The sequence below is a fragment of the Pseudomonas moraviensis genome (assembly GCF_900105805.1).
Taxonomy (GTDB): Bacteria; Pseudomonadota; Gammaproteobacteria; order Pseudomonadales; family Pseudomonadaceae; genus Aquipseudomonas; species Aquipseudomonas moraviensis_A.
The window spans coordinates 4,047,166-4,070,065 of the sequence record NZ_LT629788.1; the positions used below are offsets into that span (position 1 = coordinate 4,047,166).

General features: G+C 60.2%; 24 protein-coding genes. 12 read left to right on the plus strand and 12 right to left on the minus strand.

Annotated elements, in window-relative coordinates; translation table 11 throughout:
• Positions 1 to 261 precede the first annotated feature (261 nt).
• Together BLU71_RS18035 and BLU71_RS18040 are read left to right on the plus strand one after the other, a co-directional pair.
• Complete coding sequence (locus BLU71_RS18035) at positions 262 to 972, plus strand: autoinducer binding domain-containing protein (protein WP_064364093.1); 711 nt, start codon at positions 262 to 264, stop codon at positions 970 to 972.
• A 174-nt stretch (positions 973 to 1,146) separates the two neighbouring features.
• Entirely contained in the window at positions 1,147 to 2,271 is a 1,125-nt protein-coding gene (locus tag BLU71_RS18040; protein ID WP_083353607.1) for a methyltransferase, read from the plus strand.
• A 71-nt stretch (positions 2,272 to 2,342) separates the two neighbouring features.
• Here BLU71_RS18040 and BLU71_RS18045 read toward each other — a convergent pair whose 3' ends face one another.
• From BLU71_RS18045 to BLU71_RS18055, 3 genes are all read right to left on the minus strand, one after another.
• A complete protein-coding gene (locus tag BLU71_RS18045) occupies positions 2,343 to 2,510 on the minus strand; it encodes a DUF2474 domain-containing protein (RefSeq protein WP_016773090.1) in 168 nt (55 codons plus the stop codon).
• 84 nt (positions 2,511 to 2,594) lie between these two features.
• Positions 2,595 to 3,602: a cytochrome d ubiquinol oxidase subunit II gene (cydB, locus tag BLU71_RS18050; protein WP_042610525.1), complete on the minus strand. Its 1,008-nt coding sequence runs from the start codon at positions 3,600 to 3,602 to the stop codon at positions 2,595 to 2,597.
• A 3-nt stretch (positions 3,603 to 3,605) separates the two neighbouring features.
• On the minus strand, positions 3,606 to 5,051 hold the full coding sequence (locus BLU71_RS18055; protein ID WP_042610526.1) for a cytochrome ubiquinol oxidase subunit I: 1,446 nt from the start codon (positions 5,049 to 5,051) through the stop codon (positions 3,606 to 3,608).
• A gap of 380 nt (positions 5,052 to 5,431) precedes the next feature.
• On the opposite strand from BLU71_RS18055, the gene BLU71_RS18060 reads away from it, so the two are divergent.
• From BLU71_RS18060 to BLU71_RS18070, 3 genes are all read left to right on the plus strand, one after another.
• Positions 5,432 to 6,667 (plus strand): MFS transporter, encoded by a 1,236-nt coding sequence (locus tag BLU71_RS18060; protein ID WP_042610527.1) that lies wholly within the window; start codon positions 5,432 to 5,434, stop codon positions 6,665 to 6,667.
• 99 nt (positions 6,668 to 6,766) lie between these two features.
• Complete coding sequence (locus BLU71_RS18065) at positions 6,767 to 7,045, plus strand: type II toxin-antitoxin system RelE/ParE family toxin (RefSeq protein WP_083354354.1); 279 nt, start codon at positions 6,767 to 6,769, stop codon at positions 7,043 to 7,045.
• Between the two features lie 14 nt (positions 7,046 to 7,059).
• Entirely contained in the window at positions 7,060 to 7,347 is a 288-nt protein-coding gene (locus tag BLU71_RS18070) for a HigA family addiction module antitoxin (RefSeq protein WP_016773085.1), read from the plus strand.
• A 13-nt stretch (positions 7,348 to 7,360) separates the two neighbouring features.
• On the opposite strand, the gene BLU71_RS18075 is transcribed toward BLU71_RS18070, so the two are convergent.
• Both BLU71_RS18075 and BLU71_RS18080 read right to left on the minus strand, forming a co-directional pair.
• Positions 7,361 to 7,903, minus strand: a complete 543-nt coding sequence (locus BLU71_RS18075) for a DJ-1 family glyoxalase III (protein WP_083353608.1) — start codon at positions 7,901 to 7,903, stop codon at positions 7,361 to 7,363.
• Between the two features lie 66 nt (positions 7,904 to 7,969).
• Positions 7,970 to 8,416 (minus strand): DUF4879 domain-containing protein, encoded by a 447-nt coding sequence (locus tag BLU71_RS18080; protein ID WP_083353609.1) that lies wholly within the window; start codon positions 8,414 to 8,416, stop codon positions 7,970 to 7,972.
• A gap of 220 nt (positions 8,417 to 8,636) precedes the next feature.
• On the opposite strand from BLU71_RS18080, the gene BLU71_RS18085 reads away from it, so the two are divergent.
• Positions 8,637 to 9,932, plus strand: a complete 1,296-nt coding sequence (locus tag BLU71_RS18085) for an NCS2 family permease (RefSeq protein ID WP_064364088.1) — start codon at positions 8,637 to 8,639, stop codon at positions 9,930 to 9,932.
• The gene (gene trmA, locus BLU71_RS18090) at positions 9,929 to 11,008 is read left to right on the plus strand and encodes a tRNA (uridine(54)-C5)-methyltransferase TrmA (RefSeq protein ID WP_083353610.1); all 1,080 of its coding nucleotides are present in this window, start codon (positions 9,929 to 9,931) and stop codon (positions 11,006 to 11,008) included. The genes BLU71_RS18085 and trmA overlap by 4 nt, the downstream gene beginning before the upstream one ends.
• A 54-nt stretch (positions 11,009 to 11,062) precedes the next feature.
• On the opposite strand, the gene BLU71_RS18095 is transcribed toward trmA, so the two are convergent.
• Positions 11,063 to 11,509 carry a DUF2442 domain-containing protein gene (locus BLU71_RS18095; RefSeq protein WP_083353611.1) on the minus strand — a complete coding sequence of 149 codons (447 nt, stop codon included), beginning with the start codon at positions 11,507 to 11,509 and terminating at the stop codon, positions 11,063 to 11,065.
• Positions 11,506 to 11,934 carry a DUF4160 domain-containing protein gene (locus BLU71_RS18100; protein WP_083353612.1) on the minus strand — a complete coding sequence of 143 codons (429 nt, stop codon included), beginning with the start codon at positions 11,932 to 11,934 and terminating at the stop codon, positions 11,506 to 11,508. The genes BLU71_RS18095 and BLU71_RS18100 overlap by 4 nt, the downstream gene beginning before the upstream one ends.
• A gap of 325 nt (positions 11,935 to 12,259) precedes the next feature.
• Between BLU71_RS18100 and BLU71_RS18105 the strand changes: the two genes are divergently transcribed.
• Together BLU71_RS18105 and BLU71_RS18110 are read left to right on the plus strand one after the other, a co-directional pair.
• Entirely contained in the window at positions 12,260 to 12,670 is a 411-nt protein-coding gene (locus BLU71_RS18105) for a type II 3-dehydroquinate dehydratase (protein WP_083353613.1), read from the plus strand.
• Between the two features lie 5 nt (positions 12,671 to 12,675).
• Positions 12,676 to 13,530: a shikimate dehydrogenase gene (locus tag BLU71_RS18110; protein WP_083353614.1), complete on the plus strand. Its 855-nt coding sequence runs from the start codon at positions 12,676 to 12,678 to the stop codon at positions 13,528 to 13,530.
• A 116-nt stretch (positions 13,531 to 13,646) separates the two neighbouring features.
• Here the strand turns inward: BLU71_RS18110 and BLU71_RS18115 are convergent, their stop codons facing one another.
• Both BLU71_RS18115 and quiC read right to left on the minus strand, forming a co-directional pair.
• Positions 13,647 to 14,324, minus strand: coding sequence for a TetR/AcrR family transcriptional regulator (locus BLU71_RS18115; protein WP_042610536.1), 678 nt, complete (start codon positions 14,322 to 14,324; stop codon positions 13,647 to 13,649).
• A 102-nt stretch (positions 14,325 to 14,426) separates the two neighbouring features.
• Positions 14,427 to 16,328 carry a 3-dehydroshikimate dehydratase QuiC gene (gene quiC / locus BLU71_RS18120; protein WP_083353615.1) on the minus strand — a complete coding sequence of 634 codons (1,902 nt, stop codon included), beginning with the start codon at positions 16,326 to 16,328 and terminating at the stop codon, positions 14,427 to 14,429.
• A 355-nt stretch (positions 16,329 to 16,683) separates the two neighbouring features.
• On the opposite strand from quiC, the gene BLU71_RS18125 reads away from it, so the two are divergent.
• Entirely contained in the window at positions 16,684 to 18,018 is a 1,335-nt protein-coding gene (locus BLU71_RS18125; RefSeq protein WP_064364084.1) for an MFS transporter, read from the plus strand.
• Positions 18,019 to 18,139: 121 nt separating this feature from the next.
• Here BLU71_RS18125 and BLU71_RS18130 read toward each other — a convergent pair whose 3' ends face one another.
• Positions 18,140 to 19,018 (minus strand): DMT family transporter, encoded by an 879-nt coding sequence (locus tag BLU71_RS18130; protein ID WP_064364083.1) that lies wholly within the window; start codon positions 19,016 to 19,018, stop codon positions 18,140 to 18,142.
• A gap of 387 nt (positions 19,019 to 19,405) precedes the next feature.
• On the opposite strand from BLU71_RS18130, the gene BLU71_RS18135 reads away from it, so the two are divergent.
• Together BLU71_RS18135 and BLU71_RS18140 are read left to right on the plus strand one after the other, a co-directional pair.
• A complete protein-coding gene (locus tag BLU71_RS18135) occupies positions 19,406 to 20,290 on the plus strand; it encodes a neutral zinc metallopeptidase (protein WP_083353616.1) in 885 nt (294 codons plus the stop codon).
• Complete coding sequence (locus tag BLU71_RS18140) at positions 20,291 to 21,244, plus strand: alpha/beta hydrolase (RefSeq protein ID WP_083353617.1); 954 nt, start codon at positions 20,291 to 20,293, stop codon at positions 21,242 to 21,244.
• 115 nt (positions 21,245 to 21,359) lie between these two features.
• On the opposite strand, the gene BLU71_RS18145 is transcribed toward BLU71_RS18140, so the two are convergent.
• Positions 21,360 to 21,953: an HAD family hydrolase gene (locus tag BLU71_RS18145; protein ID WP_064364080.1), complete on the minus strand. Its 594-nt coding sequence runs from the start codon at positions 21,951 to 21,953 to the stop codon at positions 21,360 to 21,362.
• Positions 21,950 to 22,819 carry an acyl-CoA thioesterase II gene (gene tesB / locus BLU71_RS18150; protein WP_042610543.1) on the minus strand — a complete coding sequence of 290 codons (870 nt, stop codon included), beginning with the start codon at positions 22,817 to 22,819 and terminating at the stop codon, positions 21,950 to 21,952. Before tesB ends, BLU71_RS18145 begins: the two co-directional genes overlap by 4 nt.
• Positions 22,820 to 22,900 lie beyond the last annotated feature (81 nt).

Here is a 22,900-nt window from a genome sequence, read left to right on the forward strand (position 1 = left end):
CACTCGTGATTGGTAATGGTATTAAGCGGATCAACGCTGTTCATTCGGGACTGCCGCCAGCGTCAGTTATTGAGTAATAACTTTAAATGGCAATTAAAATATAACAGCCTGTATTGCTAAGAACGCTTTATGAAAAAACTTCCAAGTATCAATCTCGAAATAATGTAAGGCGACTCGCAGGAAAGATCCTACACTTCGATTCGTGCCGGATCCTTTGGATCCATTCGGCGCCCGGATATCAGGTTATGGAGGCGATAGTTCATGGAAACGTGGAAGGAATCACAACTCAAACAACTGACGTTTGCCAAAGGCATAGAGGCGGCTTACCCGATACTGTTGAGATTCGCGGAGAACCTTGGGTTTAACTTCTGCGCCATTGCAGTCACCTCGCCGAATCGCGAAGTGCATCTGAATGCCTTGCAAATCAATAATTACCCGAAAGAATGGAACATTCAGTACAACAAAGAGAACTACCGGAACATCGACCCGGTAATAGCGCATTGCAATCACTCAATACTTCCAATCGTATGGGAAGAGAGAGTGTTCGGCGATGCACCCCAGCTGTGGCAGGCGTTGAAACACAATGGACTGCAGCATGGCTGGTCGCAGGCATTTCATGACGAAGCCAGTGGCTTGTGCAGCATCATCAGTCTGGCTCGAACCCACTGCCCGATCAGTCCGCTGGAGCTGTATGAGCATTACGGTTATATCTTTTTCGCCAACCGGCACTTCAGCGAACTGTATGCCCGCACCGTGCCCATACCGGCCAAGCCCAGCAGGCCGAGGTTATCGTCCAGGGAGCTGGAAATTCTGAAACTGTCGGCCTTGGGCAAGACCGCTCATGACATTTCGAGAATTCTCAGCCTGAGCGAACGTACCGTTAACTACCACGTGCAAAACGTCATCGAGAAACTCAACGTGTGCAACAAGATTTCCGCCGTGATTGCGGCTGCTCGTGCCGGGATCATCTGATAGCCGAGTGTGATCGCGCGGCAATCCTGCGAGTATTTACCCGCAAAAAAACGTAACATTCAGGCCTCTCCGAGTGATGACGCACACCGCTTGCATCGCAGTCCACTCGGTAGGATCCCGTCGCACTACATGCTGGCAACGGGATAACTGCCGAATATCCTGAGTCCCCGCCCCATGCCTTTGCTAGAGACACCCTTCGCCCAGCTCGACCTGATTCGCCAGCCCGAACAGCAGAATGAACCGCTGCAAGCGTTCGACGCGGCGGACGAATACCTGCTCAATCATCTCGCCAGCGAACAACCGGCAAGCAGCACCCGCGTGCTGGTGCTCAATGACAGCTTCGGTGCATTGGCCATCAGTTTGCTGGGCAAGGTCGAGGTCAGCAGCAGCGGCGACTCGTTCCTGGGTTTCGTCGGACTGGAAAAGAATCTGCTGCGCAACGGCCAGGCGTTCGATGCGATTCGTCCAATCCCGGCCAGTGAGCCCTTGGTCGGGCCGTTTGATCGGGTGCTGATCCGCGTCCCCAAAACCCTGGCGCTGCTGGAAGAACAGTTGATCCGCCTGCAAGGGCAACTGGCTCCCGGCGCGCAAGTGATCGCGGCTGCCATGGTCAAGCATCTGCCCCGTGCTGCCGGCGATCTGCTCGAGCGCTACATCGGCCCGGTGCAAGCGTCGCTGGCTGTGAAAAAAGCGCGCTTGCTGATTGCCACACCGCAAACCAAAACACCCGTAACGTCCCCCTACCCCACTCGTTATCGCCTGGATGAACCGGCGATCGAACTGCTCAACCACGCCAACGTGTTCTGCCGCGAAGGTCTGGACATCGGCACCCGCGCGTTCCTGCCGCATCTGCCGAAGAACCTTGGCAACGCACGAGTCGCCGATCTCGGTTGCGGCAACGGTGTGCTGGCCATTGCCAGCGCGTTGCAGAACCCGGACGCGCATTACACGCTGGTCGACGAGTCATTCATGGCGGTGCAATCGGCGGCCGAGAACTGGCGCGCGGCGTTGGGCGATCGCGAAGTGGTCGTGCGCGCTGGCGATGGCTTGGCCGGGCAGCCGCCGCAGTCACTGGACGTGGTGCTGTGCAATCCGCCGTTCCATCAACAGCAGGTAGTCGGCGATTTCCTCGCCTGGCGCATGTTCCAGCAGGCGCGCGAGGCACTGGTGGTCGGCGGTGCGCTGTACATTGTCGGCAATCGGCACCTGGGCTATCACAGCAAACTGGCGCGCCTGTTCCGCGGCGTCGAGCAAGTGGCGGCAACGCCGAAATTCGTCATCCTCAAAGCCCGCAAATAAATCCCGGACAAAAAAAACCCTCCGTGAGGAGGGTTGCAAATCCATACCCGAAGGCGCCGGGACGGGATGTTTCAGTGGGTGGTCAAACCTGCGGCATTCATGAACATGCGCATCAGGCTGGCGGCGATAAACAGCACGCCGACACTGCCAACCCAGATCAAGGCCAACCAGCCGAGGCGCTGCCACAGCGGTTTTTTTTCGGCTTCTTCAATGTCGTGCAGGGAATGTTTGCCGGTCATTGCGTCGATCTCCGTTTAGCCAAGGCGTCACTGCGCACGCCTTCGCGAGCAGGCTCGCTCCCACAGGGCAAGCCCAGCATGGGATTAGTGGTAACCGTCTTCGTGGGTCACCTTGCCGCGGAATACGTAGTAGCTCCAGAAGGTGTAACCGAGGATGAACGGAATGATGAACAGCGTGCCCACCAGCATGAAGCCCTGACTTTGCGGCGGCGCGGCGGCGTCCCAGATCGAGATCGACGGCGGCACGATGTTCGGCCACAAGCTGATGCCCAGACCGCTGTAGCCAAGGAAGATCAGCACCAGGGTCAGCAGGAACGGCGTGTAGTTGGCATTGCGTGCCACCGCGCGGATCAGGCCATACAGGGTGACCAGCACCAGAATCGGCACCGGCATGAACCACAACAGATTCGGCATGCTGAACCAGCGCGAGGCAATTTCCGGGTGGGACAACGGCGTCCAGATACTGACAATGCCGATCACCGCCAACAGCACAAACGCCAGCGGCCGTGCCAGATCATGCATTTGTTCCTGCAACTTGCCTTCGGTCTTCATGATCAGCCAGGTGCAGCCGAGCAAGGCGTACGCCACCACCAGCGCTGCGCCGCAGAACAGTGTGAACGGCGTCAGCCAGTCCAGTGAGCCACCGGCGAACTGGCGATTGACCACAGGCAAGCCATCGATGAAGGCACCCAGCGCCACACCCTGAAAGAACGTCGCCGCGATCGATCCACCGATGAAGGCCTTGTCCCACAGGTGACGTTTTTCGTCCTTGGCCTTGAAGCGAAACTCGAAGGCCACGCCGCGAAAGATCAGGCCCATCAGCATGAAGATCAGCGGCAGGTACAACGCCGACAGCACCACCGAATAGGCCAGCGGGAAGGCGCCGAACAATGCCGCGCCCCCCAGCACCAGCCAGGTTTCGTTGCCGTCCCAGACTGGCGCAACCGTGTTCATCATCACGTCACGGTCGGTCTTGCCCGGCACGAACGGGAAGAGAATGCCGATGCCCAGGTCAAAGCCGTCCATGACCACGTACATCATGATGCCGAAGATGATGATCACGGCCCAGATCAGCGGAAGATCAATACCCATGAGTCAAATCTCCTTGGTCAAGCGAGTGTTGTCTTCGTGCTCGCCCTCGGCCGGATCGTCGGCTGCGGACAACGGACGCGCCGGGGTGCGTTTCTTGCCTGGACCACCGTCCGGCGTTTCGCTGCCTTCGCTGATCTTCGGCCCCTTGCGCACCAGACGCATCATGTAGCCGAGACCTGCGCCGAACAGCGCGAAATAGATCACGACGAACATGATCAGGGTGATGCTCATCTGCATGAAGCTGTGGTTGGACGAAGCATCTGCGGTGCGCATCAAGCCGTACACGACCCATGGCTGACGGCCGATTTCCGTGGTGAACCAGCCGGCAAGAATCGCAATCAGGCCGGACGGCCCCATCCACAAGGCCAGATGCAGGAACGGCCGCGAGGTGTACAGCGAGTCACGCTTGCGCAGCCACAGACTCCACAGACCGGTGAAGATCATCAGGAAACCAAGGCCGACCATGATGCGGAACGACCAGAACACGATGGTCGAATTCGGCCGGTCTTCCGGCGGGAATTCCTTGAGTGCCGGCACCTGCTTGTCCAGCGAGTGCGTGAGAATCAGGCTGCCGAGGTAGGGAATCTCCACGGCGAACTTCGTGCGTTCTTCTTTCATGTCCGGCCAGCCGAACAGGATCAGCGGCGTCGCTTCGTCGCCATGGTTTTCCCAGTGGCCTTCGATCGCAGCGATTTTTGCCGGCTGATGCTTGAGCGTGTTGAGGCCGTGGAAGTCGCCGATCACTGCCTGGATCGGCGCGACAATCAGCGCCATCCACATCGCCATCGACAGCATGGTGCGGATCGCCGGGTTGTCCCTGCCGCGCAGCAAATGCCAGGCTGCCGAAGAGCCGACGAAGAATGCTGTCGCGACGAACGCGGCGGTGGCCATGTGCATCAGCCGGTAAGGAAATGACGGGTTGAAGATAATCGCCAGCCAGTCAGTCGGGATGACCTGGCCGTTGACGATCTCAAAACCTTGCGGGGTCTGCATCCAGCTGTTGGAGGCGAGGATCCAGAAGGTCGAAATCAACGTGCCGATCGCCACCATCACCGTCGAAAAGAAGTGCAGGCCGCGCCCGACCTTGTTCCAGCCGAACAGCATCACGCCAAGGAAACCGGCTTCAAGGAAGAACGCCGTGAGCACTTCATAGGTCAGCAACGGCCCGGTAACGGCGCCGGCGAAGTCGGAGAAACGACTCCAGTTGGTACCGAACTGATAGGCCATGACCAGACCGGAAACCACGCCCATGCCAAAGTTGACGGCGAAGATCTTCGACCAGAAATGGTAGAGGTCACGGTAGGTATCGTTGCGGGTTTTCAGCCACAGGCCTTCGAGCACCGCCAGGTAACTCGCCAGGCCAATGGTGATGGCCGGGAAAAGAATGTGGAACGAGATGGTGAACGCGAACTGAATTCGGGCGAGATCGAGAGCCTCTAAACCGAACATATGGCTTCCTCTGTCAGGTAGTACGGGTAGCGGACCCGGAGGCCTGCACCACTGCCCCCACGGATATGGAGTGCGGCGAATTCGGATTCGTTCTTTTTTTACAACCATCGCTACGCAGGGAGTCTGGCCAACTGGCCGTCAGATCAGTTCCGGTCGGGGTCTTGATCTGGATCAAGCAACGTTGAAAGAGTAGTCCCATTTTCGCCAATGAACTGCGTGGTCGTTTGCCGCGTGACAAGTTGTCTCATTGGCGCAGCAAGGTTCTGGCCTGGTGAACCCAAAAAGATTGATGCACATCTGACTGAATTTTTTCTCGTAGCAACTTCCTGTTACAGACTGGTGATAATCTCGCCGTTCACTCGTCCAAGACCTGCCTTCAGATGCCCACTCAAGAGCCCCTGCTGTTACGTCACCATCGTCCGTTCATGGCCTTTTGGCTGGCGCGGATTTTCACCGCCAGCGGTTTTCAGATGCTCACCGTGGCGATTGGCTGGAATCTCTATCAACTGACCGGCAACGTGCTGGATCTGGGTCTGGTCGGCCTGGTCGAATTTGCCCCTCGCGTATTGTTCATGCTGCACACTGGGCATGTTGCCGATCGTTATGACCGACGCAAGGTCGCCGCGCTTTGTCAGTCGTTGCAGGCATTGATTGCCCTGGCGCTGGCCATCGGCAGTGCCACTGATCACGTCACCCGCGAAATGATCTTCATCCTCGCCTTTCTCCTGGGGGCGGCGCGGTCGTTCGAGATGCCCACGACCCAGGCGCTGTTGCCAAGCATCGTCCCGAGTGCGCTCTTCCCGCGGGCGGTCGCCGCCGCGCAATCGGCGCAGCAATCGGCGACCATCGTCGCCCCGGCCCTCGGCGGTTTGCTCTATGCATTCGGCAGCGTCTGGGTCTACGGCCCGACCGTGTTGCTGTATGTGATCGCCTGCTTGCTGATGCTCAACCTGCCGGCACGCCAGACGCCGCTGAACAAAGGCAAAGCCACGCTGGACTCGCTGCTGGCGGGGATTCGCTTCATCCGCAGCCGCCCGGACATCCTCGGCGCGATCTCGCTGGACCTGTTTGCCGTGTTGCTTGGCGGCGCCACGGCGTTGCTGCCAGTGTTCGCCAAGGACATTCTGCTGACCGGCCCGTGGGGCCTCGGCCTGCTGCGCTCGGCGCCGGCGGTGGGCGCGTTGCTGATGTCATTGTTCCTGGCGCGATTTGCCGTGGAACGCAATGTCGGCCGGGTGATGTTCACCGCCGTCGGCATCTTCGGCGTCGCCACCATCGCCTTTGGCCTGTCGACCTCGTTCTGGTTCTCGCTGGCGGTACTGGTGGTGCTCGGCGCCGCGGACATGATCAGCATGGTGATCCGCGCCTCCTTCGTACAACTGGAAACCCCCGACGAAATGCGCGGCCGGGTCAGCGCGGTGAACGGCCTGTTCATCGGCGCCTCGAACCAGTTGGGCGAATTCGAATCCGGCCTCACCGCCCACTGGTTCGGCACCGTGCCGGCAGTGGTCATGGGCGGAATCGGCACGCTGGTGGTGACGGGAACGTGGATCAAGCTGTTCCCGACATTGGCGAACCGGGACCGGATGCATGTGCCGGTGGAGGAGAAGGTCTGAGTTTTCTGGAAAAACTCACCTGCCAAGCACATATCAAGCGACAACGTGCGGTACATAGTTACCGCACTGGGTGTAATGTATCGCCTTACACTCGCCGCCATGATCAAATCCTTTCAGCACAAAGGCCTTCGTGGCTTCTATGAAACAGGTACGACTCGTGGAATTCGTGCCGAGCATGCAAAACGGCTGTCGCGCATGTTGCAGTTCATGGATCGAGCGACGCTTCCCGGGGACTTGGACTTGCCCGGCTGGCGCCTGCATCCTTTGAAAGGTGAGCTAAGCGAATATTGGTCGCTCAGCGTTTCAGGCAACTGGCGAGTGATCTTTCGTTTTGTCGGTTCGGATATCGAATTGGTCGATTATCTGGACTACCACTGACAGGAGGCAGGCTCATGCCCATGCACAACCCGCCACACCCCGGTGAAACCCTGCTGCTGGATGTCTTGCCCGAGCTTGGCATCAGCGTGAGCGAATTAGCCCGGCACCTTGGCTTTGCACGCCCGCACCTTTCGCGCGTACTGCACGGACACGCGCCAATCAGCCCGGATCTGGCAGTACGACTTGAGCGTGCAGGGATCGGCAAGGCGCGCGTTTGGCTAGGCGTCCAAACCGACTACGATCTTTGGCAAGCGGAGCACCGTGAGCAACCAATGATAGAACCCCTCGCAGCCCACGGCTGACCCGTCAGGCCATCTACTCCCCCGCCACCCTCGCCCGCAACGCCTTGCCACCAAGCTGCTCGACCAGGGTCAAGGCAAACTCCAGCGCAGCCCCCGAGCCTTGGGCGGTGATGCAATTGCCGTCGACCACCACCGGTTGATCAACAAACGTACAGCCCGACAACTGATGGCTGGCGCCGGGCAGGCAGGTCATGCGTCGCTGGCGCAGCACGCCTGATGCTTGCAGCGCAATGGCCGGGGCTTCGCCGATGGCGGCGAACAGTCGGCCGGCGCTGGCTTGGTCTTTGAGCAATTGCTGTAAGGGCTGGTGCGCAGCGAGATGCTGGGAGCCGACGGCACCGCCCGGCAGGACGATCAGGTCGAAGCGCTGCGCGAGTACATCGACGAGCATGCCGTCGGCGGTCAGCCGGGTGCCACGCGCGCAGGTCAGCATGCGCCGGCCTTCAATACTGGCGGCAACCACTTCGATACCGGCGCGGCGCAGCACGTCGATCAGGGTCACGCTTTGCAAATCGTCGATGCCCTCGGCGAGGGCAATCAGGGCTCTGGCAGTCATGGGCGCTTTCCGCTGGTAGTCTGTAAAGCGTAGTCAGCTTTATCCCACCCTGTTCGAAGACAGCCGTTACTTGATGTAAAGCTGGGTCGACATCATGTTGCGCGGCGCGTTGAGCGAGGTGTTGCTGAAGCTGAAGGTGCCTTCCTGTTTACCGGCCAGATCGAAGGTATAAAGAGAACCGACGGTTTTGCTGCCGGGCGTGCATTCGGTGAGATTGCCATTATCGAAGGCACACACCGGGCCTCGGGTGCCGTTGACCTCGAAGCCATCCAGAGTCACTTGCGGCTGGTTCTGGCCATAGCCGACTTCCAGCACGTAGACCTTGATGTTCGGCCCGTTGTGATTGCACTGGGTTTGCGCCTGGTTATCGGCGATATCTTCCAGGCCACAGGACGGCGACTGCACTTTGATGACCTTTACCTGGGTCAATGGCGGCGCCGAAGCCGCGAACGTCGGGACTGCCACCAGCAGTGCTGCAATCCATCCGAAAATCTTCATCCCGCCGTTGCGCATGCCTGCCCACTCCGAAAAATCAGCGCGCAGTATGGCGCAGTTGTCTGCTGCGCAAAACTTCGCCGACGATCGACACCAACATCCGCCAAATTCCTCACGCGGCTGGTATGATGCGCGGCTTTTTCCGGCCCACGACAATTTTCCAGGCGCTTGCGACGGTCTGTGCTTTGCTGTTGAGGTCGATACATTCACGGCGCCACGCGCGCCACGGGGAGCAGACATGCTGGAAAGGCTGTTTCAACTCAAGGCACACAACACCAACGTGCGCACCGAAATTCTCGCGGGCGTCACGACTTTCCTGGCCATGGCTTACATTCTGTTCGTCAACCCGAGCATCCTCGGCGAGACCGGCATGGACAAAGGCGCGATTTTCGTCGCCACCTGTCTGGCGGCCGCGATCGGCTCGACCGTGATGGGCCTGATCGCCAACTACCCGATCGCCCTCGCTCCGGGCATGGGCCTGAATGCCTTCTTTACCTACACCGTGGTCCTGCACATGGGCCACACCTGGCAGGTGGCGCTGGGTGCGGTGTTCATTTCCGCCGTGCTGTTTTTCCTGCTGTCGATCTTTCGCATCCGCGAATGGATCATCAACGCCATCCCGCTGCCATTGCGCTCGGCGATCGCCGCCGGTATCGGCCTGTTCCTGGCACTGATCGCCCTGCACAACGCTGGGATCGTAGTCAGCAACCCGGCGACCATGGTCGGTCTCGGCGATCTGACCAAACCGGCGCCGATTCTCGCCACAGTCGGCTTCGCGGTAATTGTCGCCCTCGAAGCGCTGAAAGTGCGCGGCGCGGTGCTGATCGGCATTCTCGCCGTCACCATCGCCTCGATCGCACTGAACGTCACCGAGTTCGGCGGCATCCTGTCAATGCCGCCGTCGCTGGCGCCGACCTTCCTGCAACTGGACATCAAAGGTGCACTGGACATCGGTCTGGTCAGCGTGATTTTCGCCTTCCTGTTCGTCGACCTGTTCGACAACTCCGGGACCCTGATCGGCGTCGCCAAGCGCGCCGGCCTGATGGGCAAGGATGGCCACATGCCGAAAATGGGCCGCGCGCTGATCGCCGACAGTACTGCGGCCATGGCCGGTTCGCTGCTGGGCACTTCGACCACCACCAGTTACATCGAATCCGCGGCCGGCGTCAGTGCCGGTGGCCGCACTGGCCTGACCGCCATTGTCGTGGCGATCCTGTTCCTGCTGGCGCTGTTCTTCTCGCCACTGGCGGCCAGCGTGCCGGCTTTCGCCACCGCACCAGCGCTGCTGTTCGTCGCCGTGCTGATGACTTCCGGCCTGGCGGAAATAGACTGGGATGACATCACCGTCGCCGCGCCGGTTGTGGTCACTGCACTGGCGATGCCGTTCACCTATTCGATCGCCAACGGCATCGCTTTCGGCTTCATTGCCTGGACCGCCATCAAGTTGCTCTCCGGCCGTGCCCGTGAGCTGAACCCGGCACTGGTGATCCTGTCGATTCTGTTTGTGATCAAGTTGGGTTGGTTCAACGCATGACTTTCGATTCCCAAGCCTACGCCGAACAACTCGAAGCCAAGGTCACACGTCTGCGTGAGCTACTGGCGCCGTTCGATGCACCCGAGCCGACGGTGTTTGATTCGCCGCTGCAGAACTTCCGCCTGCGCGCCGAATTCCGCCTGTGGCGCGAGGGCGGCGAGCGGCACTACGCGATGTTCTCTCAGGATGACAAACGCACGCCGATCCTCATCGAAGAATTCCCGATCGCCAGCCTGCGCATCAACCAGTTGATGCCGCAGTTGAAGGCTGCGTGGCAGGCCAGTTCGGCGCTGAGCCACAAGCTGTTCCAGGTCGAATTCCTGACCACGCTGGCCGGCGACGCGATGATCACCCTGTGCTACCACCGTCCGCTGGACGAGCACTGGCACGCGGCGGCGACTCAGTTGTCGGCCGATCTCGGTGTGAGCATCATCGGCCGCTCCAAGGGCAAGCGCGAAGTGCTTGGCCAGGACTATGTCGTCGAGAAACTCGAAGTCGGCGGTCGCACTTTCAGCTATCGCCAGCCCGAAGGCGCGTTTACCCAGCCGAACGGCACGGTGAACCAGAAGATGCTCAATTGGGCATACGAAGCGCTGGGCGATCACAGCGACGATCTGCTGGAGTTGTACTGCGGCAACGGCAACTTCACCCTGCCGCTGGCCACCCGCGTACGCAAAGTGCTCGCTACCGAAATCAGCAAGACTTCAGTCAACGCGGCCCTGAGCAACCTCAGCGAAAATGCGGTGGATAACGTCACGCTGGTGCGTTTGTCCGCCGAGGAACTGACCGAAGCGCTCAACGAAGTGCGCCCGTTCCGCCGCCTGCACGGCATCGATCTGAAGAGCTATGAATTCGGCAGCGTTTTCGTCGACCCACCGCGCGCCGGCATGGACCCGGACACCTGCGAACTGACCCGACGCTTCGACAACATCCTCTACATCTCCTGCAACCCGGAGACCCTGGCCGCCAACATCGCCCAACTGCACGACACCCACCGCATCACTCAATGCGCGATGTTTGACCAGTTCCCGTGGACCCATCACATGGAATCCGGTGTGCTGCTGACCCGGCGTTGATTGCCGGAAGCTGGGAAGAGAAAGCCGTCGTGATTGACGGCTTTTTTGTGGGTGCTATGGCGCGATATCGGTTTTACGTGGACGCCCGCCTTTCTTGCCATTGGCTCGGGCGGCTGCTGATTTTGCAGCGCTGCTTTGACGCCCGTTGCGCGAAGCAACGACCGACGCCGCCATCCGCATGAGCGACGGGTTCGCCGAAATCATTCCGGCAATGGAAATATCCAGGTCTTTACCCTCATGGCACAGCGCAGTGCCGGCGAAGCCGATCGTCAGGCTTTCATAATCGGCTGCTTCAAACCCGTCGAACTCCGGATACTGCTTTACCGGCAACAACACACCGCTGCCGTCCTCGAAACGAATAGCCAGAGAGGATTCTTCGAGCCTCACGGATACTGCCTGCAAACTGCTGGCTTGTCGTGCTTCGCCAAGTTTGATGGCGGCATCGAGCATTTCTTCCGTCAGGGGGCGATGCACCGACGGTTTTGCCTTGATGACTTTCATAATTCGATTTCAACTCCTTCCAACTTGCCGATCAAGGTCAGCAGCACCTTGTCTGCTTCTGGGTGATAGCGCGCCGATCCGATCCGGTAGATCTGGTCGGTGACTGGTTTCATCACGGGCACTTCGTTTGTTTGGCAATCCCATATCTGGTTATCGAGACAAACGGTCTGCAAGCCCGACCACCAGATTCCGCGTGCTCGACGCAGGTGCGCCGGTTGTCCAAGTGACAGGCACAAGCCGTTCAGCACGGCGAGCGGCGGTCGACGGGACAGCGGCACGACGTCCCACAGATCAACTTCGTTGTGCCAGAAGCTGAACCGGATGCGGGCATTCCAGGCACCCGCATCTACATGGGCGTGGGGTGGGCAGTGTTCGCCTCTCAACATGATGCGAATCGACATTCCTTTGTAGCTGCATATCTTCATGATAACCCATCCGTTAGGTTAATGGATTTCCAAACTCGATTTTCCTTTCGAGTCCGACAACCGGTTGCCACGAGCGAACGTGTCGGAGGTCATCCAAGGCTAGCGGGCATGGGGAGCGGGGCTTGGGAATTGATTGGAAAAAACGTAAGAAAAGCTGTCGTTACGTCTTGAAATCAGGGCTCGCCTGAATTTGCCTGTGCGATCACCGAACATAAAACGCCCAGGTCATTTCTGTTCAATTGACCGATGTAACCATCTAGTACATTTTGTCTCCACAGGCTGAAACCTCTCGGCCGATGCCAAAAACAATAAGTGGAGTTACCCCATGTCCCCTATCGTTCTGGTGCTCAACGGCCCGAACCTGAACCTGCTCGGCACCCGCGAGCCGGCGACTTATGGTCATGAAACCCTGGCGGACATTTCCGCGCTGTGTGGTCGCGCGGCTGACGAGTTTGGCCTGACCGTAGAGTTTCGCCAGACCAATCATGAAGGCGAGCTGCTCGACTGGATTCACGCGGCGCGCGGTCGTTGCGCCGGGATCGTGATCAACCCGGCGGCGTGGACGCATACGTCGGTAGCGATTCGCGATGCCTTGGTCGCCTCCAACGTCCACGCCCGTGAGCCGTTCCGTCATCATTCGTTTGTTTCGGGCATTGCCACGGCGGTGATGTGCGGATTCGGCAGCCATGGTTATCGCTTGGCGCTGGAACATTTCAGTCAGCGGTTGCGGGGGTGAAGGCCATGTCACGTTCCAGAGTGATACTCGCCGGGCTGATCGGCGCCGGGATTCAGGCTTCGCGCACGCCGGCACTGCACGAACACGAGGGCGATGCGCAGGGCCTGCGTTATCTCTACCAACTCATCGACCTCGATCAATTGCGCCTCGACAGCACGGCGCTGCCCGACTTGCTGCAAGCGGCCGAGCGGATGAACTACACCGGTCTCAACATCACTTTTCCATGCAAGCAGGCAATCATCCCGCTGCTCGATGAATTGTCGGCGGAAGCGCGAGGGATCGGCGCAGTGAACACGGTGGTGCTGAAGGATGGCAAGCGTATTGGCCACAACACCGATTGTCTCGGTTTCGCCGAAGGTTTTCGCCGAGGTCTGCCAGACGCTGCCCGCGAACGAGTAGTGCAGATGGGTGCTGGCGGCGCCGGCGCGGCGGTGGCCCACGCGCTGCTCAGTGAAGGCGTACGGCAATTGACGATTTTTGATGTCGATCGCGAGCGCGCGGAAAGTCTGGCGAACAATCTGAATCAACATTTTGGCACCGGTCGCGCGCAAGCCGGGCGGGATTTGCCCGGGGCGCTGGCGCAGGCCGACGGCCTGGTCAACACCACGCCGATGGGCATGGCCAAGCTGCCAGGTACACCGGTGCCGGCGCAGTTGCTGCGCAAGGCAATGTGGGTCGCAGAGATTGTGTATTTCCCGCTGGAAACCGAACTGCTGCGCGACGCCCGGGCTCTGGGTTGCCGCACGCTTGATGGCGGCAACATGGCGGTGTTTCAGGCGGTCAAGGCGTTTGAATTGTTCAGCGACGTGGTGCCGGATACGCAGCGCATGCTTGAGCACTTTCAGAGCATGAATGGCTGAGCCCTGCCGCCCCCTGTAGGAGTGAGCCTGCTCGCGATAGCGGTGTATCAGCCAATAGATGCATTGGCTGACGGAATGCCATCGCGAGCAGGCTCACTCCTACAGGGTGGGATGTGTCAGGCCTGCAGGTAGCGCAACACCGATTCGCAGATCATCTCGCGGTGGCGCTGCTTGATGGTTTCGTCCGGCAGATCGATCTGGAAGATTTCCCCCAGCGTGTGGCGGTTCGACACGCGATAGAAGCAGAACGAACTGATCAGCAGGTGCACGTCCAGCGCATCGATGCCACGCCGGAACAAACCTTCGTCCGCCCCCCGTTGCAGAATCCCGCCCAAGGTGTCGAGGATCGTGTTGTTCAGCGCCTTGATCGCATCGGAACGTTTCACGTACTCAGCGTTGTGGATGTTTTCGATGCTGACGATGCGCACGAAATCGACGTTGCGGTCGTGGTGATCGAACGTGAACTCCACCAGTCGGCGGATCGCCAGTTCGGGCGGCAGTTCGTCCAGGTGCAGGCGGTTTTCCGTGCTGCGGATATCGCCGTAGAGTTTCTCCAGCACCTCGACGTACAACTGCTCCTTGCTGCCGAAGTAGTAATAGATCATGCGCTTGGAGGTGTGGATGCGCTCGGCGATCGCGTCGACGCGGGCACCGGACAAGCCCTGCTGGACGAACTCGACGATCGCCTCCTGCAGGATGTTTTCGCGGGTCTTTTCCGGGTTGTTCTTGCGACTCTTGCGCGGCACTGCGTCGGACTCGACAGCAGCGGCGGAAAGTTCTGAATTCATGGTCATCGCGGGCTCACGGCCATCACTGCACAAGCTGGCGATTATGGGCCGCGCGGGACAGTGAAGGAAGCCGCGCGGCCCGTGTTTAATCCCGCGTTTACGAATTCCCTACAACTTCGCCTGACGCGCCGCGCCGCTGCGGGATTTGGCCATCGCCGCCAGCCTTACGGCAACGTTGGCCGCGCCATAACCGGCGTAACCGTTCTTGCGCTGGATGATCTCGAAAAAGAAGCGCCCTTCGAACGGCTCGGTGTACACATGAAACAGCTCGCCGCCCTGGGCGTCACGGTCGTAGAGCACGTTGTAATAGGCCAGCTCGCTGAGAAACTCATCGTCGAAATCGAAACGCGCGGCGAGGTCGTCGTAGTAGTTCAGCGGGATGTCCAGCAGCGGCACGCCGGCCTCTTTGGCGCGACTGACCTGGGCGAAGATGTCGTCACAATCGAACGCGATGTGGTGCACACCGGAGCCGCGATAACTCGACAACGCGTGGGAGATCGCGGTGTTACGGTTCTCGGAGATATTCAGCGGCAGCCGGATCGAACTGTCGCGGCTGCGCAGTGCGCGGCTCTTCACCAGACCGTACGGATCGGGCAGCACCACTTCGTCGTCGGCCTCGAAATCCAGCAGGCTCTTGTAGAACAGCACCCAACTGTCGAGGCTGTCGGCCGGCAGCGCCATGGCCATGTGATCGATTCGCTTGAGGCCGCCGCCGGTCTGTGCGTCCGGCAGCAGATTGAAATCGGTCCCGTAAACGTCGGCGTCCTCGTCGACCAGATAAATCAGACTGCCGTCCGGTGCGCGCACCGCCGCCAGTTCCAGTTCATTCGGCCCGACCAGCCCGCGATAGGGCTGCCCCTTGTAAGCGACCGCGCGGGCCAGCGCACTGGCGCTGTCCCTGACCCGCACAGCCGTGGCGCACAGCGACGGGCCATGGGCTTCGAAGAAGCTGTGGGCGAACGAATAAGGTTCGCAGTTGAGGATCAGATTGATATCGCCCTGACGCAGCAGGCTGACATTCTTGGAGCGATGCTGCCCGGCCTTGGCAAAACCGAGGCGTTGCAGCCAGTGACCGAGCTTAGCCCCGAGCGCTTCGTCGACGGCAAACTCAAGAAACTCAACGCCGTTGTATTCGCTGGCCTGCGGCGTTTCGAAAAGGATGTCGCGGTTGGCCACCGGCGTCGATTCCTGTTCGAGACGCTGACGGGTTTTCTCTTCCAGATACAGTAGCGAACGCAAACCGTCGGCGGCGTTGGCCCGTGGCGGTGCGGCACGGAAGCCGTCGTTGAAGATTTCCAGCGACAACGGCCCGCTATAGCCGCTCTTGATGATCGGCGCGAGAAAACCCGGCAGATCGAATTCGCCCTGCCCCGGGAAGCAGCGGAAATGCCGGCTCCACTCCAGCACATCCATCTGCAGAATCGGCGCGTCGGCCATTTGCACGAAGAAGATCTTGTCGCCGGGAATACCGGCGATGGCGCTTGGATCGCCCTTCAGCGACAGCGTGTGGAAGCTGTCGAGCAACACGCCGAGGCTCGGGTGATCGGCCTGACGGACGATGTCCCAGACCTGTTGATAAGTGTTGACGTGCCGGCCCCACGCCAGCGCTTCGTAACCAATGCGCAAGCCGCGGGCGCCGGCGCGTTCGGCCAGCAGGCGCAAGTCATCGACGAGAATCTGTTGATCGCCCAGGCTGTCGGCGGAAGCATTGCTGCAGACCAGCACCAGGTCGGTGCCGAGTTCCTGCATCAGGTCGAACTTGCGCTCTGCGCGCTCCAGGTTGCGGGCCAGGCGATCACGGCGGCAGCCTTCGAAATCACGGAACGGCTGAAACAGGGTGATGGCGATGCCGAGATCGGCGCACATCTGTTTAACTTCGCGGGGACTGCCGTCGTAGTACAGGAGGTCGTTTTCAAAAATCTCCACGCCGTCGAACCCGGCGGCGGCAATGGCTTCGAGTTTTTCCGGCAGGGTGCCGCTCAAGGAAACGGTGGCAATGGAACGCTGCATGTTTCAACTCCCGGACTGCGCCGCTTTTGTGTAGGAGCTGCCGAAGGCTGCGATCGTTTGATCTTGATTACTTGAACAGCAAAATCAAAAGATCGCAGCCTTCGGCAGCTCCTACGAGGGAATGGGTTTTTATAGTGAGGGAAATTATTGGCTGCATCCCTGCGCGCAGCAATTTAAAGTGTACTACCCGGTTAGTTTTGCGTGCGATTATCGAACACTATGGCGATTTGGCGAATTGACGATTTTTTGTTCACTGCCCAACATCGGTTGCACATCGAGTCCGGCCACTAACCACCGGACAAGGTGTTCGACCGTAAAGAACACCAAATAACAAATCCAAAAACGGGTGGAACACATGATTCCTTCACAGACTTCCCGCATGGCTCCGGCCATGAGCACTGCCACGGGTGGCATCGGCGACAAGATCCGCGGCGCCATGGCGGTCGGCAAGACCCGCTGGGGCATGCTGGCGCTGGTATTTTTTGCCACCACCCTCAACTACATCGACCGCGCCGCCCTAGGCGTCATGCAGCCGATCCTCGCCAAGGAAATGAGCTGGACGGCGATGGATTACGCCAACATCAACTTCTGGTTCCAGGTCGGCTACGCGATCGGGTTTGTCCTGCAAGGACGGTTGATCGACCGGGTCGGCGTCAAGCGCGTGTTCTTCTGCGCCGTGCTGCTCTGGAGCCTCGCCACCGGCGCCCATGGCCTGGCGACTTCGGCAGCCGGCTTCATGGTCTGCCGCTTCATCCTCGGCCTGACTGAAGCCGCCAATTACCCGGCCTGCGTGAAAACCACGCGCCTGTGGTTCCCGGCCGGTGAACGTGCAGTCGCTACCGGCATCTTCAACGCCGGCACCAACGTCGGCGCGATGTTCACGCCGATGCTGCTGCCGCTGATCCTGCATGCGTGGGGCTGGCAGGCGGCGTTCCTGTGCATGGCCGCACTCGGCGGGATCTGGCTGTTGTTCTGGGGCCTGAAATACTTCAACCCGGAAGATCACCCACGGGTAAAACAATCGGAACTCGATTACATCCAGCAGCAAGTCGAACCGGAACAGGCCCGCGTGCCATTCAGCAAGATCCTGCGCATGCGCGGCACCTGGGCCTTCGCCCTCGCCTATTCGCTGACTGCGCCGGTGTTCTGGTTCTATCTGTACTGGCTGCCGCCGTTTCTCAATCAGCAATACAACCTCGGCATCAATGTGACGCAGATGGGTATTCCGCTGATCATCATCTACGTCACGGCTGACTTCGGCAGTGTCGGCGGCGGGATCCTGTCCTCGTTCCTGATCGGTCGCGGAATGAATTCGATCAAGGCGCGGCTGCTGTCGATGTTGCTGTTTGCCTGCTGCATCATCGGCGTGGTCATGGCCGCTGGTTCCGCCAATCTGTGGGTCGCCGTCGCTGCAATCTCCCTGGCCATCGGCGCGCATCAGGCCTGGACCGCGAACATCTGGAGCCTGGTGATGGACTACACGCCCAAGCACATGATGAGCACGGTGTTCGGCTTCGGCGGCATGTGCGCGGCGATCGGCGGGATGTTCATGACCCAGATCGTCGGCCACATCCTCACCGTCACCAACAACAACTACACGGTGCTGTTCACGCTGATTCCGGCGATGTACTTCCTCGCACTGACGTGGATGTACTTCATGGCACCGCGCAAGATTCCGACCGTCGAATAACCCGCTAAATCGCCCCTGTAGGAGCTGCGGAACGCTGCGATCTTTTGATCTTGCTGTTTAAGATCAAAAGATCGCAGCCTCGTTTCACTCGTCAGCTCCTACAAGGGATCTTTGCTCCCCCTTAGCGCCGGCTCTGCTGCCACGCCGCCGCCAATCCGCTGCAGCAGATCACCGCAATACCAATCACCGTCAGCCCGCTCGGCGTGTGACTGAACAGCAGCCAGCCCAACAACCCGGCAAAGACGATCTGGCAATAGCCGAACGGCGCCAGCAAGGCTGGTGCTGCGTGACGGAAGGCCTGGGTCAGAAACAGGTGAGCAGTCATCCCGCAGCTGCCCAGCGCCAGCATCAGCGCGGCGTGTGGCAGACTCGGCACTTGCCAGAAGAACGGCACCAGCGCGCTCATCACCAGGGTATTGCACAGCCCGGCGAAGAAGTTGCTGGTGGTCGGGCTGTCGACTTCGGCGAGCTTGCGCGTCAGCAGTTGGTAGAAGCAGAAAAACAGCGCCGAACAGAACGGCAGCAGGATCGCCGGAGTGAACAGTTCGCCCCCCGGGTGGACGATGATCAGCACGCCGATGAAACCGCAGATCACCGCGATCCATTGCCCGCGCGTCACCCGTTCCTTGAGCAGCGGCACCGACAATGCGGTGACCAACACCGGTGCAAGAAAGTTGACCGCCGTGGCTTCCGCCAGCGGGATGTACAACAGCGCCGTGGTGAAAAACAGGCTGGTGCCGAGCAGACACAGGGCACGGGCGAGCTGCCATAACGGTTTTTTGGTGCGCAGCACACGCAAGCCGGATTGCGGCAGAAAAATCCCCGCCATCAACAGGGTGTGCACCACATAGCGCGCCCACACCACCATCACGATGGGATAGAACCCGGACAGGTATTTGGACAAGGCGTCGTGGCTGGAAAACAGGAACGTCGCCACGACAATCAGCAGGATCCCCTTGAAGGGCTGGTTGACACCGGAGAGCGGGGTGCTGACGGTCATTGGCAATCTCTGAAAAAATACCCAGGCGAGCGTTCGCGCTGGCGGCAATCGGTGTGGCAATCATAGTCGGCGCAGCTTTCAGCAACCGCACAGGTTGCCATCTTCTTCGCCGGGAAACCGCCGTTGAGCAAAACCGTGAGGCAAGATTCCCGCCACTTCGGCTCTCGGCAAGTCTGCAACATCACAGACTGCTGTCGAAACAGCCGGTTCATGACCTGGCCGGGATAAATTCTTCTCGGGATTGAATTCGCCGCCCCGCCGACCGTCAATAACAAGCCTGCACCACGTGGGCGCGTGTGAATGGACGGACGACCGGACTGGCGCCACACTCACACAGCGGCAACACTCATCACCTGACTCATCACCCGCAATAAAGAGGATTCCCACATGCTATGGAAAAAAGGCCGACGCAGTGACAACGTCGTCGATGCCCGGGGTGATGATACCGGCGGTGGCGGTGGCATGCGCTTCGGTGGCGGCAAGGGCCTGAGCCTGACGGCCATCGTGCTGATCGTCGGTATCGGCTGGCTCACCGGCCAGGACCCGATGCAGATCCTCGGTCAGTTGACCGGACAGATGGACCAACCGGCACCCACCTCGCAAACCCGCCAGGCACCGCCGGCCAATGATGAACAGGCCGAATTCGTCCGTTCGATCCTCGGCGACACCGAAGACACCTGGGGTCCGATCTTCCAGCAGGCCGGACGCCAATACAAAGACCCGACACTGGTGCTGTTCAGCAATCGGGTGAATTCGGCGTGCGGCATGGCCACTTCTGCCACCGGCCCGTTCTATTGCCCGGCCGACCAGAAGGTCTATCTGGACATGGCCTTCTTCCAGGAAATGTCGCAGCGCTTCAAAGCCGCCGGCGATTTCGCTCAGGCTTACGTGATCGCGCACGAGGTCGGTCACCATGTGCAGACACTGCTAGGCGTGTCGGCGAAGATGCAGACGGCGCGTCAGCAAGGTCGGCAAATGGAAGGCGACGGCGGCCTGTTGGTCCGTCAGGAATTGCAGGCCGACTGCCTCGCGGGCGTCTGGGCGTATAACGCGCAGAAGCGCCTGAACTGGCTGGAACCCGGCGACATCGAAGAAGCCTTGAACGCCGCCAACGCCATCGGCGATGATCGCCTGCAGCAACAGGGTCAGGGCCGCGTGGTGCCGGACTCGTTTACCCACGGCACGTCGGCGCAAAGGGTGCGCTGGTTCAAAACCGGATTCGCGCAAGGCCAGGTAAGCCAGTGCGACACCTTCGCGGCGAAAACCCTGTAAATGCATAAATGGCTTGTGGCGTTACTGTTCATCGCCGGCACCGCGCAAGCGGCCGGCGTCGATGCGATCAGCCCCGGTCGCCTGCAGCTCAAGGCCGGGGAAATGGCAGTGGGCATCGGCCCGGCGCCGGAGAAAATCGAGCGCGTACTGATCGTCATTCACGGTCGCTTGCGCAACGCCGAGACCTATCGCAAAAGCGCGCAAAGCGCCACCGAACTCGCCGGGCAGACCGCGCACACGCTGGTGATCGCCCCGCAATTTCTCAATGAAAGCGATGTCACTTTGTATTCCTTGCCGCCGACGGTGCTGCGCTGGCAAGGCAACGAGTGGATGGGCGGCGGCTTGTCCACCGGGCCGAATCCGCTGAGTTCCTATGCCGCGCTGGATGAAATCGTCGCGCGGGTCAGCGATCGCAAACAGTTTCCGGACGTGAAGCAGATCGTGATCTTCGGCCACTCCGGCGGTGGTCAGGTGGTGCAGCGCTACGCGTTGCTGGCCAAGGATCAGCCAGCGCTCAAGGCCAACGGCATTCGCTTGCGCTTTGTAGTCGCCAATCCTTCTTCTTATGCGTACTTCAACGAGCAGCGGCCGGTGGCGTTCGATCACGCGCAATGCCCGGGTTTCAATCGCTGGAAATATGGACTGGCGGACATGCCGGTGTATGCCGGCGGGCAAACGCCGTTGCAGGTCGAGAGCAGTTACGTCAAACGCGAGGTGATCTATCTGCTCGGCCAGCAGGATGTCGACCCGGACCATCCGGCGCTGGACAAGAGCTGCGCAGCCGAGGCGCAAGGGGCTTACCGCTTGATGCGCGGCAAGCTGTATTTCGGCTATCTGCTGCGCCGCCATCCTGAGGGGATCAATCAGCGGCTGGTGGAAGTGCCCGGGGTAGGGCATGACGGGGATGGCATGCTGACGTCGGCGGAGGGGCAGAAGGCTTTGTTTGATCAGTAGGTTTTGTGCTGAATGTGCCGAAGCTATCGCGAGCAGGCTCACTCCTACAGGGGAACGCATTCCAAATTGTAGGAGTGAGCCTGCTCGCGATGAGGCCCTCACGATCACCAACCTTTCAGGCCTGAAGCATCCGCCGCAACTCAACACAATCCTGTGCATGCCAATCGGTCAATTCCGGCCACGGGTTATCCGGCAGATTCACCAACACCGTCCGCGCCCCCGCCGCGCGACCGCAATCCAGATCGAAGCGGTAATCGCCGACCATCACCATGTCACTCGCTGGCACCTGCCAGGCCTCGGCCAGTTTCAGCAAACCGCCGGGATGCGGCTTTGGCGGTGCTTCGTCGCGCCCCAACACATCCTCGACCGCGAAACAGTCAGCCAGACCGATCGCCTCCAGCGTCACGTGCGCCAGCTCCCGCGCATTGCGCGTGAGAATGCCGAGGCGATAACCCCGCGCATGCAGGTCACGCACCAGCTCAACCGCGCCGGTGGCCGGGGTCGAGCCCAGTGCCAGATCGCGTTCATGCTCGAGCAACCAGGCATGTTTGGCCGCTGCTTCATCCGCCGGCAAGGCGGCGAGATGGCTGAGGATGTCGTCCTCCGGCGGAATCGCCAGCGCCACGCGAATCGCCGCGAAATCATGCACGGCCACGGTCAGCGTGCCGTCCATGTCGAACACCCAATGGCGAACCTCGGTCAGGCTCATGCCCAGTCCTTGCGATGGCGGATCAGGCCTTCCTGAGTCACCGAAGCGACCAGTTGCCCGGCACGGTTGAACACGCTGCCACGGGAAAAACCGCGGGAATTGCCGGCCCATGGGCTGTCCATCGCGTAGAGCAACCAGTCATCGGCACGCAGGTCATTGTGGAACCACAGCGCGTGATCGAGGCTGGCGACCTGCATGTCTTTCTGCCAGACCGATTTGCCGTGGGGCAGCATCGAAGTGGTCAGCAGGCCGAAGTCCGAGGCGTAGGCCAGCAGATATTTGTGCAGCGCCGGGATGTCGGCCAGAGCGCCGTCAGCGCGGAACCACACGTACTTCACCGGATCGGCCGGTTGCGGGTTGTACGGATCTTTTTCGGTGACCGGGCGTACTTCGATCGGTTTCGGGCACAGCAGTTTTTCGCGCATGTGCTCGGGGATCAGGTGCGCACGCTGCTGGGTCAGTTCCAGTTCCGACGGCAGGTTTTCCGGGCCGACCACCACGGGCATCTGGCCCTGATGCTCGAAGCCTTGCTCGTCGTACTGAAACGAAGCGCTGCACGTGAAGATCGGGTGGCCCTTCTGGATCGCCGTGACCCGGCGGGTGCTGAAGCTGCCGCCATCACGGACGCGATCAACCGAATACACCACCGGCAACTTGGCATCGCCCGGGCGCAGGAAATAACCGTGCAGCGAATGCACGTGGCGCGCCTCTTCCACCGTCTGACTGGCCGCCGACAGCGACTGTCCGAGCACCTGACCGCCGAACAACTGGCGGAACCCCAGATCCTGGCTGCGGCCACGGAACAGGTTTTCTTCGATCGGCTCCAGGGTCAGCAGATCGACCAGATCTTCCAGCACTTGGCTCATTCAGACTCTCCTCACACAACGCAATGGCCGCGCAGTCTTGGCTGCGACGGACGATTCAGGTTCTGGCACGGGCCAATACAA